Source organism: Bacillus sp. Brlt_9 (assembly GCF_051948935.1).
In the GTDB taxonomy this organism is placed as follows: Bacteria; Bacillota; Bacilli; order Bacillales; family Bacillaceae_G; genus Bacillus_A.
This window is the reverse complement of record NZ_JAYJLO010000006.1, coordinates 88,094-100,917: the sequence shown is the minus strand read 5'-3', so window position 1 is coordinate 100,917 and position 12,824 is coordinate 88,094. Positions and strand designations below refer to the sequence as shown.

Sequence of the window (12,824 nt, the reverse complement as noted above, 5' to 3'; positions counted from 1 at the left end):
GAAACATAATGCGCGGTTTATTCTTACAAAACTGTCACATTCCTGTAAGGTAATTCAATAGATTCGTTACTTATTCCATGTCATAATAAAGACATAAGAAAGCTAATTAAAACTACAACTTATTAGGAGCGTGTCAGTCATGATTGTAACAACAACGTCTGGAATTCAAGGTAAAGAAATTATTGAGTATATCGATATTGTAAATGGTGAAGCTATTATGGGTGCAAATATTGTCCGCGATTTATTCGCTTCTGTTCGTGATGTTGTCGGTGGTCGTGCTGGTTCTTACGAAAGCAAGTTAAAAGAAGCTCGTGATATCGCAATGGATGAAATGAAAGAACTTGCAAAACAAAAAGGTGCGAACGCTATCGTTGGCGTCGACGTAGATTATGAAGTTGTTCGTGATGGAATGTTAATGGTTGCTGTAAGTGGTACAGCTGTACGTATATAAGTAAATGAAAAACAGGCTCACCCCTTGAAGTTTATGCTTTGAGGGGATTTTTTTGTTTCATGACTAAAATTAACATGAAGAAGAGCTGATGGAGTGTTATAAGTGGGAAAAAATAAGATAATGGCGGCGAGCTATAAGTTGAAAAAACTATACTGTACATATTTGTAAAATGAGCAAAACATTATTGTAAAAAATGCTAGGATTGCGCCTAGCATTTCGTGAGGGGTATTGTATGGGAATTTGGAAATAAACTGACACACTTGCTTATCTCAAATGTAGTATATATTGTTTTCAAAGAGAAAAGTAAAAAATACAGCAATCTTTATATATGTTTAACGAAGGTGTTAACATTGTGACAAATAATAAAATTGTTATTTGAGGTAAGGAGAGAAATAATGGTATGAATAGGTTTAGAGAGTGTATAGTTTATAGAAATAAATGATTGAGCATGTAAAGCGTTATATTACATAAAATTTATAATGAATGGAGGCGAGTACATTATGTTTTGGTTAGGATGTTTTTTAGGCTATATCGTAGGTTCAGTTATTACATGTGCGCTACTTTACTATGGGTATAGATCCAATGAAAACAAAAAAGCGAATATACAAAAGAGGGAGGAGAGGAAAATCAATCAAAAAGGTGTATAGGATGTGGAAGGTAAGGTGATAGTGTTGATGCAAAAATAAAGGACAGTATATATTTTATATCACTACTATGTACTGTCCTGCTTATTCTTTTTGGATTAGGAAAAATTGTTTCCTGTCTTACTATAAATTTCATAGGCGAAATAACCAAATAAATAACCTATTCCAGCTCCTAAACTAACTGAAAGCAGGGAGAAGTCTGGGAAAAACATGCCGAAAATCAAACCAATTATACAGCCAACAAGCATTCCTATAGGTATTAAACTATCTAATAAATTTTGAGCTTCTTTTGATTTTTTCTTACCTAATGTTCCTTCGTTATATTTACGTTCCATTCGTTTTATTACATATAATACAATTCCTCCAATTATTACAACAGGCGCAATTGCCGTAAGTAACCACATGTTAGAGTCTCCTTTCACCGTTTAACCTAATTATACCAGATACTTACAATTAGGTATTCCTAAACGTACTACCTAGTCTATTTAAAAGGCCAATCAAAAAGACTCTTTCAATTGTAGTTAATAACTCGTCAAAAACACTTTTCCTTTCGTTCTCTCAGCAGACTGCACAATATCAACCGCCGTTTTCACATCCGCTAAATCATACGTAGAATGTACTTTCATAAAACGTAATTGCTTATTTTCAACTAAGCGAATTAAGTGACGAAACGTTTCTTGCCATTTATATGGTGATACTTCTTTATTCCAATGTCGTAAATGAAATATGTTCGCGTGCACTTTTGCTTTCGTGACAATCTCTGCCCAGTTAACTTGTACACCTGATAGAAGACCGATCGTTAAAAAGTGCCCGTTTGGACGTAGGGAGAAAGCTAATTCATTTCCATCCGGTCCCCCGATAGAATCAATTGCAGCATCCGCACCGAGCCCGTTTGTTAACTCCATAACAGTTTCATAAAGCGAGGTAGTGGAAGTATCAATTACATATGCAGCACCAAGGCGCAGTAATTCTTCTGTATGTTTATTATTTCTTGTAACAGCAATTAATCGGAAATTCAAAATTTGTGATAACTGCGCAAAAAGATGTCCAATAGCGGATCCGCAAGCATTCACTAATAAAACGTCATTACTCTGTAAGTTCAACGTTTCTGTACAAGTAACCCACGCCGTAAGAGGATTAATATACATTTGTGCCGCTGTAAAATTATCAATGGAATCCGGAATAGGGACTACAAAATCAGCTGATGTCTTCACATACTCCTGCCAAGTACCTTCTCCGCGTAACGGTAAAACACGTTTACCGATAAGCTCCCTCGTAACGCCCGCGCCTACATCTTCTACAATACCAACACCTTCATAACCAGGTATGTTAGGTAAAGGGATTCTATGAGCGTACGCTCCGGTTATGGGAATTAAGTCAGATGGATTAATTGGCCTAACTAACATACGAACGAAAACTTCATTCTCTTTTAATGGTTCTATATTTTTATATTCAACTTGTAATACATCTTTTGGGTTACCAAACTTGTGAAATTGAATGTGTTTTCCGTGCAAAGTAATGTTCCCCCTTAGTGTAGTTGGATTTATTATAACACCTGTAGTTCAATTGCTTGTTTCATTTACATGTAGGAGGGGATATGTGCAAAATAAAAAGGAAGCAACCGTAGTTGCTTCCTACATCAATTAAGCCGAAGCTTTCTTCATTCTCTCAAGTAAACTAGATAACACATGCGTACGATACGATTCTAGTTTTTTACCTTCATAAGTACGAATACCTAATTTTTTAAGTTCTTTTACATACCAACCTTTGCTTCCGAAATACATATAATCGCTCCCCTTCAACTTTGTTTTTATTTGTTCTGATTGCATATGGAGGTACAGGTAATATAATGAAGGAAATGAATTTCGCGCGAAAATGGTTAACTTTGTTGCAAAAGACATATATACTAAAGGTAGTATATAACGAGGTGGACAAGACGTGATTATAGAGAAGCACGAAATTCAAATTGACCAAATTACGAGCGGTAAAGTGAATATCTTTACTTTCTATAGAAATAGAAAGCAAGTTGATGATCATTTTTTACGATTGCAAGAACCATCGCTTACAGCAAACTACTTCTTCCATTTTCATTTTGATGCAGAGAGCTTGCATCTACTGCAGAAAGAGTTTCCAAGCGTATATCCGTACGACGGTAGTGAAACGATTCACGACTGGACGGAAAAGATGAAAGCAGAATTGCAACATCAGATCCAAACAGGAAAATGGAATAAGCGCGTACGTATCGGTAATCGTATTCTAGATGTGGTGTTTACGTGGTGTGACGAAGATATAGTAGAGTGAAAAAGAAGCGGATGACGCTTCTTTTTTTAGCGCTGGAATAAAACGAGCTTACCTGCAGAAGATGTGCAGCGATGCGTTTTTTCATACAATCCTTTTTCTTGTAAAATAGATTCACCTTTTGCTTTCGCTTCTTTTTCAGTTGCCGCCTCGAATGATTCGTCCAATGCTTTTGAACCATCTTTTTCAAAGACTGTTAGAACGTATACTCCCATGAAAATTCCCTCCAATAATAAAAATCAGAATCTTATAACTATTTTGGCATAAATCACTAGAATATGCAAAGAAATATATGACATTGCGTGGTAAAATAAAGTGAAACTTTAATCGTCGGGGAGTCTTTTCATCCTCGACGATTATTAGCTTTCACCAATCGGGTATTTATGGGCAGTTAACTTTCAGATTAGCTTCTTTGTCTACTGCCCGTTAATACGGGGTAAAGTGGAAGTTTTATGAGCACTAGATTTACTATTCGTAGTAAAGTACGGAAAAGGAAAGGATCGTTATTTGTGAAACAAGTGAAGTTTATACATGCGGCTGATTTGCATTTGGATAGTCCGTTTAAAGGGATGGAGATGAATGTACCGCAGTCTGTTTGGGAGAGAATGAAGCAGAGTACGTTTGAATCGTTCGAACGTATTGTTGATAAAGCGATTCAAGAGCGCGTTGATTTCGTATTGCTAGCTGGGGATTTGTATGATGCGGAGACGAGAAGTTTGAGAGCGCAAGTGTTTGTGCGCGAGCAAATGGAGAGACTGTCGCAGTACGATATCCCTGTTTTTATTATTCACGGTAACCACGATCATTTAGGCGGAAGCTGGGCAGCAATTGAGTTTCCGGAAAATGTTCATGTGTTTACAGAGCCTTATGTAGAAGAGAAATCGTTTTATAAAAATGGTGAGCTAGTAGCTTCTATTTACGGGTTTAGTTATTTGCAGCAAGCGGTAACGGATAATATGACAGCGCAGTATACGAAAATGAGTGATGCGCCTTTTCATATTGGCATGCTTCACGGAAGTGTGGAAGGAGATGCAGAGCATAATCGCTATGCACCGTTTCAAATTCGTGAACTAAAAGAAAAGCAGTTTGATTATTGGGCTCTTGGCCATATACATAAACGTGAAATTTTATCAGAAGAGCCATACATGATTTATCCAGGGAATATACAAGGACGTCATCGTAAGGAAACAGGGGAAAAGGGTGCATACCTGATTGAACTTACGAAACAAGTGTCTCAATGTTCATTTTTCCATACGGCAGATGTTGTGTGGGATGAGATGGAAGTGAGTATTGATGGACTTGAAACTGTCGATGAACTTATGACTGTGATATCAAGTGCGATGAATGAGTTCCGAAGAGAAGAAGAAGGGACGCTTTTAACTGTCATATTTACAGGACAGGGATCACTATCTCCATATTTACGTGATGAAAAGCGCGTAGAAGAGATTTTTCATATTTTAGCAGCTGGAGAAGAGCGAAAAGATTTTGTATATGCGATGAAGTGGAAAAATGAGACGGTTTCGTTTGCGGAAATCGAGCGTTTGAAAGAAGAAAATCATTTCGTCGGTAGTGTGCTAAAAGAGTTAGAAGCTTTCACTAATATGGACGGCGTGTTGCGCACGATTTGGACATCTCCTGTAGCGCGTAATAGTATTGAATCTTTTACTGAAGAAGAGAAGAAAGAGATTCAAAAGGAAGCGGAAAATATTATTTTAGAGCAATTATTCCAGCAAGAGAGGGATAAGAAATGAGAATCGAAAAACTCCATATTTATGGGTACGGAAAATTAGAAAATGTGGAAATGGATCTGTCAATGCTGACTGTTTTATACGGTGAAAATGAAGCGGGGAAATCGACAATTCGCTCATTTATGAAAAGTATTTTATTTGGTTTTCCGACGAGAGGACAGCGACGTTATGAGCCGAAAGAAGGCGGCAAGTATGGCGGTGCGATGACTGTGGAAACAGAGAAGTACGGTCGTTTGAAAATTGAACGGTTACCAAAGACGGCAGCAGGCGAGGTGACCGTTTATTTTGAAGACGGGAAAACGGGCGGCGAAGAAATTTTACACGACATATTAAGCGGGATGAATGAAAGTTTATTTGAATCTGTCTTTTCATTTGATATGCACGGTCTTCAAAACATTCATCAGCTAGGGGAAGCAGATATCGGCAATTATTTATTTTCAGCAAGCGCAGTCGGAAGTGATGCATTATTATTGCTAGATAAAAAGTTAGAAAAAGAAATGGATCAGCGCTTTAAGCCGAGCGGGCGTAAACCTGAAATTAACGTGTCACTGCAAGAAATGAAGAAGCTTGAAGAGAAGATGAAAGAGTGGCAAGGGTAACTAACTGTTACAATTTATTTAACCAATTATAACCAAAGTTAATTAAATATATCAGTAAGCCCTGCTAGTCAAGTGATTGGCTAGTAGTGAGGGTTAACTGCGGGCAATCCCTAAAGCTGATTGAACTACAACGTGGCTAGAAATGGCGAGCGTGAATGTCGCGAAAGCAGAAAAAATCAATCAGATGGTGCAAGGTTAAATCCTAAACACTAGAACAATGGGTCTTCCGCCTCGAATCATCTAAGTCAAAAGTGATAAGATGAACGTTCAACGACTATCTCGTATAACTGACGAGAGTACATCACAAGCCTATGGTGGTGGAAAAATCCTCTATCTCTAAAGAGATAAACATATAGTCTGCGCTCATGTGAAAACATGAGAAGTTCATAAGAGAACTGGCTAAGGAATTGCGCCCTTAGTTGAACGAGATACATTTAATTAAATCTATCAAACCTCATTGAATATATAGAATGTATGTGCTATGGCGGTTTCAATGAGGTAAGAATAATAATGAAATTTTCACGAGTTAGTCAAGTATCAGAATTAACAGGTTTGCATCCGAGTGCTCTCAGGAGAATGCTGGTGGAACACGCTACTATTCAGAAGAACAAATCTTTCATTAAAGGAGTTACATTCTAATGATATTGGCGAAGAAAGTTAGACTGATTCCAACGCCTGAACAAGAACAAGTGCTTAGAAACCATGCCGGTGCTGCAAGATTCGCTTATAACTATTGTAAAAGAATGAGTGATAGATACTATAAGCTATTTGGAAAATCTGTTTCACAGTTAGCTTTACAGAAACGATTTACAAAGATCAAGAAGCGAAAGAGATATGAGTGGTTAAATGACATCAACGCACAAGTTCCCAAACAGGCTTCAAAAGATTTTGATAAGGCGAGAAAACATTCGTTCAAAAAGTACAAAAATGGGTATCACACTTCTTATAAATCAAAAAAAGATTTAATCCAAGGATTTTATGCCAATTATGAAAGACTGATTATAGGAAAGAAAGTCGTTCATATTCAGTCTATTGGAGAAGTGAAAACAAGCCAACAACTACCAAGAAACAAAAAACCATTCAATCCAAGAGTTACCTTTGATGGTCGTCACTGGTGGATTAGTGTAGGATTCCAAGAATCCTTTGAATCACAAGAACTAACGAAATGAGTCGATTGGTGTGGATGTTGGTTTAAAAGAGCTGTTTGTAGCTTCTAATGGTACGAAAGAACGAAATATAAACAAAGATGCCAAGGTTAAAAAACTTTTGAAAAGGAAAAAGTCAGCGCAAAGAGATATGTCTAGGAGATTTAAAAAAGGTGTAAAAACTCAATCTGCCGGATATGAAAAAGCGAAAGCTGAGCACCTGCGGTTATCTAGGAAAATTAAGAATATCCGAAATAACCATATCCATCAAGCAACAGCTAAATTGGTGAAAACCAAACCAATGAGGATTGTTGTGGAAGACTTATCTATCTCAAACCTGTTAAAAAACAAAAAACTATCGAAAGCATTTTTATTTCAAAAATTAAACTTCTTCTTTCAATGTTTATCATACAAGTGCGAGAAGTATGGCATTGCGTATGTAAAAGCTGATAAATGGTTCGCCTCAAGCAAGATTTGCTCATGTTGCGGCGTGAAATACGACCATTCCGTTCAACCAGAAGGACAGTGGAGTTTAAAAATACGTGAGTGGCGTTGTGTTCCATGCAATAGCCATCACGATAGGGATTTGAATGCTTCGATAAATTTATCAAGATGGGTAAAATAAATGCTTGATAATAGGAGGTAACGATACTGCCTCGTGTGGAGTGTTATACCCCTCGTCCCTTCGGGGCTGCGAGAACACTTTGAAGCACTAACTTGTGTAAATTTGATTGAATTGTATAGATTTAGTTAAGTTTATCGTATCGGAAAATTGGCACGTATGAAAAACAGGTCGAACAGTTAAAAGAAAGTGAAGAGAAGCTTGCTTCTGTTCGCGCAGAAAAAGAGAGTGCAGAAAAACGAAAGCAAGATTATGAAATATTAGCAGCGCTAGAGCCTCTCGTTATTGAAAAGCGTGCGCACGAGAAAGTGTTAGAAAACGAGAGCGGGCAGTTTCCGGTAAACGGAATGGCGCGTTATGAAGCGATTAAGGCGAAAATGGAGCCGCTTCAGTTGCAAGTGGATTCACTCCATAAAAAAATTGAGAATGTGCAATCGGAAATGGAATCGATTCAAGTAGATGAAGAGTTTTTACAAAAAGAAAGTTATGTAGAAGAACTTCGTATGCAGCATATGTCTTACGAAAATGCACGACAAGAAATGCGTGATCTGACAGGGATTATTACGAATATAAAAGAAGAACTGACAGAACTAGAGCAACAAATCGGTGCTACTTTTGAAAAAGAAACAGTTCTTTCGTTTGATATGAGTTTGGCAACGAAAGAGTTAATTACGCAAGCAGTGCAAAAGGCGCGTGAATTAGAAACGCAAAAAGCACAGCTTGATGATCGTTTTAAAGTAGCGCAGGAGCAGTTAGAAGAACAAGAAGAAAATATAAGGCAGATTAAGCAACAAATGTTAGCGGATGAAGAGCGAAATGCGTTAGCTGAGAAAGAGAAGTCGTTCCAAGATGCGGCGTTTATCGGTATGGGCGCAGAGAGAATGAAGCGCAAGTATGAGGAAAAAGCGGGCGCGGCTATGCAAAAGAAAAAACAGTGGCAAAGAATTTGTCTTCTGTTACTTCTTATTAACACAGTCGTTTTATTTACAAGCTTATTTATAGACAACCGCCCGCTGTTATTTATTAGTGTCATTATTTTTGTAGCGATTGTTCTTGCCCTTGTTTTATATAAAGATCCGTCAAGTGGGCTACAAGAAGAGCTTCTTACTCTTCAGCAAAGTGCTGGCGGGAGACAAAGTGAAGAAGCGATGTCTGTGCGCTATGAGCTAGAAAAAGATGAAGAGATTCGGAAGCTATTTGAGCGTGAGTCATATAAATTGCAGCAAATGGAGCGAGCGTATGATAAAGTCGTTTCATCGTATGAGGAATGGGAGCGAGAAACGTTCCGCATGAGCGAACAAGTAAATGTGTATAAAATGCGCTATATGTTCCCTGAATTTTATACGTATGCGCACATATTGCCGGCGTTTGAGCGCACGGAAAAAATGCAGCAATTATATCGTGAGTTAGAGAAACAAGGCGCTCGCAAATCTTCATTATATGAAATGATTTCGCAATTTGAACATAAACTAGAAACTGTTATCGGTAGTGCGGAGTATAGTAAGCTGCACGAGGCGCAAAGCCGTATGCAAAATGAGAAAGAAAAGCGCCAAACTTGTAAGCAGCTAAAAGAGAAGCTTGCTGAATGGCAAGAAGAATATGCGTTCATGCAAGAGCAAGTAAAACAACTGTTAGTAGAACGAGATAGTTTATGGCATATCGCACATGCTACAGATGAAGAGATGTTTTTAGAAGCAGGTAAACTGGCGGAAAAACGTGAAGATGCTGAGAAGCAAGTCGGGCGTTTATTACCGCAAATTGATCTATTAGAACAGCGTTTAACGAGTTTATCATTAGCTGAACATTATGAAGCTGACGGCTATGATGAGAAATTAAAGCAAGAAATGACAACTGCGCAAAACTGTCTTACAAAGGAAAAAGAACTGACAGAGCGTATTGCGAAACATCGTATGGAAATTGCGAATTTAGAAGAAGGTAGTACGTACGGCGATTTACTGCATGAGTGGGAAATGAAAAAAGCGCAAGTGCGTGAACAAGTGAAGAAGTGGGCTGCGTATGCGGCGGCAAAAACAGTGTTAACGAAAACGAAGCAATATTATCACGAAGTACATCTTCCTCGTATTTTACAAAAATCAGAAGAGTATTTCGTTTATTTAACAGGCGGACGATATAGTAAAATCTTTTCCCCGTCAGAGGCAGAGCCGTTTATCGTTGAGCGTAACGACGGTATGCGTTTTTACAGTCATGAACTAAGCCAAGCGACAGCGGAACAGTTATATTTATCGCTGAGATTTGCGTTAGCGAAAACATTTGAGCATGATTATCCATTTATTATTGATGATAGTTTCGTGCATTTTGATGCGGTAAGGACGAATCGCACAATTGAACTCATAAAGGAAATTGCGCAAGATAGACAAGTCATCTTCTTTACATGTCATGCGCATTTACTAACGTATTTTACAGAAAAACAGATTATAAAATTAGTGCGTAAGCGTAAAGAAAATGAGTTGTAGTGTGCTATACTAAAAGTAACTGATATGGTGGAGGAATTCGAATGAAAAAGAAAATTGCAGAATATGAAGTTGGTGAACAAGTCGATGTTTTCTTGTTAATTAAAACAGCGACAAAAGGTCTAGCAAGCAATGGAAAGCCGTTTTTAACAGTAATCTTACAAGATCCAAGTGGAGATATTGAAGCGAAGCTATGGGACGTATCACCAGAAGTTGAGAAACAATATGTAGCGGAAACAATCGTCAAAGTAGCTGGTGACATTCTAAACTACAAAGGACGTATTCAATTACGTGTGAAACAAATTCGAGTTGCGAATGAAAATGAAGTAACGGATATCTCAGACTTCGTAGAAAAAGCACCAGTGAAAAAAGAAGATATGGTAGAGAAAATTACGCAATACATATTCGAAATGAGAAACCCAAACATTCAACGTCTAACGAGACATTTATTAAATAAGCATCAAAACGAATTTTTAGACTATCCAGCAGCGACAAAGAATCATCACGAGTTCGTATCTGGACTAGCTTATCACGTCGTATCGATGCTTGATTTAGCGAAAGCTATTTCAAATCTATACCCATCATTAGATAAAGACTTACTATATGCGGGCGTTATTTTACATGACCTTGGTAAAGTAATCGAACTATCTGGCCCAATTTCTACAACGTATACGTTAGAAGGAAATTTATTAGGCCACATTTCTATTATGGTGAACGAAATTGGTAAAGCAGCAGACGAGCTGAAAATTGATGCAGAAGAAGTATTAATTCTTCAACACATCGTTCTGTCTCACCACGGAAAAGCAGAATGGGGTAGCCCAAAACCTCCATTAGTAAAAGAAGCAGAAATTCTGCACTACATCGATAACTTAGATGCAAAAATGAACATGATGGACCGTGCATTAGGACGCACGAAACCAGGCGAATACACAGAGCGTGTCTTTGCACTTGATAATCGTTCGTTCTATAAACCGACATTCCATAATTAATAATGTGAATCAAATGGCCTCATTAAGTGTTAAAAGCTTAGTGGGGCTATTGTATAATGATAATAAAGTTATTGAATTTTGATTATTAAAAGCTAAGAGCCTTACTACATTCTACGTAGTAAGGCTCTTTAAAGTTGTTTCAAATTACATCCATCTGTTCGTTCAAATGTAACTATTCGCAATTATTTGATATTATATAGGTGAATAGAAAGATAAATTAAAATTTAGTTTCGTAGTTGTAAAAGGAGGTTATTTATATTATTCTCTTATAATTTTCCCAAAAGGAGAGTTTATGAAAAAGATTATTGTTTTTGTATTAACGATATTTATATTATTCTCAGGATTCGCAACACAAAGTTATGCGTTGTCAGATTCGCAATCTGCGGCAATACAAGCGTTGCTAGATGATGCCTGTCGTATATCAGGTGTGCCGGGAATGTCAATCTCGATACTTGCTGATGATGAAGTGTTCTACTTTTCTTCAGGGTATGCAGACCGTGAAAAGGGGTTGTCTGCAAGTGAAAATACACTCTATGAGTTAGCCTCGGTCAGTAAAGCCTTTACCGGTATTGGTATTATGCTATTGGAAGAGCAAGGGCTGCTCTCAATGACTGACCCTGTCCAAAAATATTTACCTTGGTTTACATTAAAGTATCAAGGGAAACCTGTTGATATGCAAAGTCTTACACTAAATAACTTTCTTCACCATACCAGTGGTCTAACAAATATTAGGCATCTTCAAAATATTCCACAAGGCAATACACCGGATATGTTGCAAAAGACTGTGGAAATGCTCGTGGATGCTGAATTGGCGTTCCCTCCCGGTGAACAGTATAACTATGGAACCGTTAATTATGACGTATTGGGTTTGGTTATTGAGATTGTGTCGCGACAAAGCTATGAAGACTTTATGAAGGAGCAGGTATTTCAGCCGTTAGGTCTTCACCAGACGTATGTTTATAAAGAAGATGCTCAAGCCACTGGACAGTTGGCACAGGGCTACCGTTCTTCCTTTTTTATGACAACTCCATTTAAAGCCCCGGATTATGCTGGGAATAAACCCGCAGGCTACATCATTTCTAATACAAAAGATATGGCGCGTTGGATGGGCATACAGATGGGTATCGTGCAGGACATACCCGAAATATTTCACACGGTTATCGAAAAATCACATAGGGGTGATATGTCTGTTTCGGCTGTCAACGGTATGTATTATGCGGCAGGCTGGTCCGTAAACGCCGAACAAACGATTATAGAACACACTGGGGGCAATCCAAATTTCAGAACCGAAGTAGTCATACTGCTAAATGAACGAACAGCCGTCTCCTTGCTGAGCAACGGCACAAATACAAATATAAATATGGTACTAAAAGTTAAAGATATATTAGAAGGCAATCTAACTCAGTCATATGAAATAAGTGGCACACAGCTTTTGGATATCATTTTGTCGTCTATCACAATTATTCTTTGCCTATTGGCCGTTTTGCTATTTCTCTTAGGATTACGCAGAAGGAAAACGAATAATCAGCAGCCAATGACAAAAAAGAGAATAACCGTAACAGTTATTTTCCTGACCGCTACGATTGCCCTGGGTATACTGTGCTGTGCTTTCGATTGGTCAACAATACTTATTTGGCAAACATATAGTGTTCTTACAGCTTTGATTTCGTCAACATTATTAACAGCAAGCATTACATGGTTTGTATACACTCACCGATAAAATACCTAGCTCCCAAGATAAGCATAATGTTAAGTAATTAAATTTCGATTTATCCCGCTTTAATGAGCAGTAAGACCACATCTCCAAATTCAGCGAAAGCAAAGAAGTTAGGTGGGAGTCGGGCTGTCCGTAAACGT

At 37.8% G+C, this 12,824-nt stretch carries 9 protein-coding genes and 3 pseudogenes; 8 read left to right on the top strand and 4 right to left on the bottom strand.

What is annotated here, in order from left to right:
• Positions 1-139 precede the first annotated feature (139 nt).
• A complete protein-coding gene (locus tag VF726_RS22370) occupies positions 140-451 on the top strand; it encodes a YbjQ family protein (protein WP_000637511.1) in 312 nt (103 codons plus the stop codon).
• A gap of 742 nt (positions 452-1,193) precedes the next feature.
• Here VF726_RS22370 and VF726_RS22365 read toward each other — a convergent pair.
• The 3 genes from VF726_RS22365 to VF726_RS22355 form a co-directional block, all read right to left on the bottom strand.
• The gene (locus VF726_RS22365) at positions 1,194-1,499 is read right to left on the bottom strand and encodes a hypothetical protein (RefSeq protein ID WP_193655563.1); all 306 of its coding nucleotides are present in this window, start codon (positions 1,497-1,499) and stop codon (positions 1,194-1,196) included.
• A 117-nt stretch (positions 1,500-1,616) separates the two neighbouring features.
• Positions 1,617-2,609, bottom strand: coding sequence for a zinc-dependent alcohol dehydrogenase family protein (locus VF726_RS22360; RefSeq protein ID WP_440172213.1), 993 nt, complete (start codon positions 2,607-2,609; stop codon positions 1,617-1,619).
• A gap of 129 nt (positions 2,610-2,738) precedes the next feature.
• Positions 2,739-2,879 (bottom strand): YflJ family protein, encoded by a 141-nt coding sequence (locus tag VF726_RS22355; RefSeq protein WP_000273536.1) that lies wholly within the window; start codon positions 2,877-2,879, stop codon positions 2,739-2,741.
• Positions 2,880-3,033: 154 nt separating this feature from the next.
• Between VF726_RS22355 and VF726_RS22350 the strand changes: the two genes are divergently transcribed.
• Positions 3,034-3,396, top strand: coding sequence for a hypothetical protein (locus VF726_RS22350; protein ID WP_000582799.1), 363 nt, complete (start codon positions 3,034-3,036; stop codon positions 3,394-3,396).
• Positions 3,397-3,422: 26 nt separating this feature from the next.
• Here the strand turns inward: VF726_RS22350 and VF726_RS22345 are convergent, their stop codons facing one another.
• On the bottom strand, positions 3,423-3,608 hold the full coding sequence (locus VF726_RS22345; protein ID WP_000539551.1) for a YhzD family protein: 186 nt from the start codon (positions 3,606-3,608) through the stop codon (positions 3,423-3,425).
• A gap of 294 nt (positions 3,609-3,902) precedes the next feature.
• On the opposite strand from VF726_RS22345, the gene VF726_RS22340 reads away from it, so the two are divergent.
• From VF726_RS22340 to VF726_RS22315, 6 genes and pseudogenes are all read left to right on the top strand, one after another.
• Entirely contained in the window at positions 3,903-5,144 is a 1,242-nt protein-coding gene (locus tag VF726_RS22340) for a metallophosphoesterase family protein (protein ID WP_440172525.1), read from the top strand.
• Positions 5,141-5,737: pseudogene (locus tag VF726_RS22335) on the top strand (AAA family ATPase); the annotation flags it as partial. The gene VF726_RS22340 and the pseudogene VF726_RS22335, both read left to right, overlap by 4 nt.
• Positions 5,738-6,378: 641 nt before the next feature.
• A pseudogene (locus tag VF726_RS22330) lies at positions 6,379-7,510 on the top strand (RNA-guided endonuclease InsQ/TnpB family protein).
• Positions 7,511-7,653: 143 nt separating this feature from the next.
• Positions 7,654-9,981, top strand: a pseudogene (locus VF726_RS22325) (DNA double-strand break repair Rad50 ATPase); the annotation flags it as partial.
• Positions 9,982-10,022: 41 nt separating this feature from the next.
• Positions 10,023-10,967: a 3'-5' exoribonuclease YhaM gene (yhaM, locus tag VF726_RS22320; protein WP_440172208.1), complete on the top strand. Its 945-nt coding sequence runs from the start codon at positions 10,023-10,025 to the stop codon at positions 10,965-10,967.
• 292 nt (positions 10,968-11,259) lie between these two features.
• Positions 11,260-12,687, top strand: a complete 1,428-nt coding sequence (locus VF726_RS22315; RefSeq protein ID WP_440172205.1) for a serine hydrolase domain-containing protein — start codon at positions 11,260-11,262, stop codon at positions 12,685-12,687.
• Positions 12,688-12,824: the final 137 nt, after the last annotated feature.

Bases quoted from the DNA above. Each gene is read 5' to 3' on its own strand.
- VF726_RS22370 (WP_000637511.1), top strand. From the start codon at position 140: ATGATTGTAACAACAACGTCTGGAATTCAAGGTAAAGAAATTATTGAG.
- VF726_RS22365 (WP_193655563.1), bottom strand. From the start codon at position 1,499: ATGTGGTTACTTACGGCAATTGCGCCTGTTGTAATAATTGGAGGAATT.
- VF726_RS22355 (WP_000273536.1), bottom strand. From the start codon at position 2,879: ATGTATTTCGGAAGCAAAGGTTGGTATGTAAAAGAACTTAAAAAATTA.
- VF726_RS22345 (WP_000539551.1), bottom strand. From the start codon at position 3,608: ATGGGAGTATACGTTCTAACAGTCTTTGAAAAAGATGGTTCAAAAGCA.
- yhaM (WP_440172208.1), top strand. From the start codon at position 10,023: ATGAAAAAGAAAATTGCAGAATATGAAGTTGGTGAACAAGTCGATGTT.
- VF726_RS22315 (WP_440172205.1), top strand. From the start codon at position 11,260: ATGAAAAAGATTATTGTTTTTGTATTAACGATATTTATATTATTCTCA.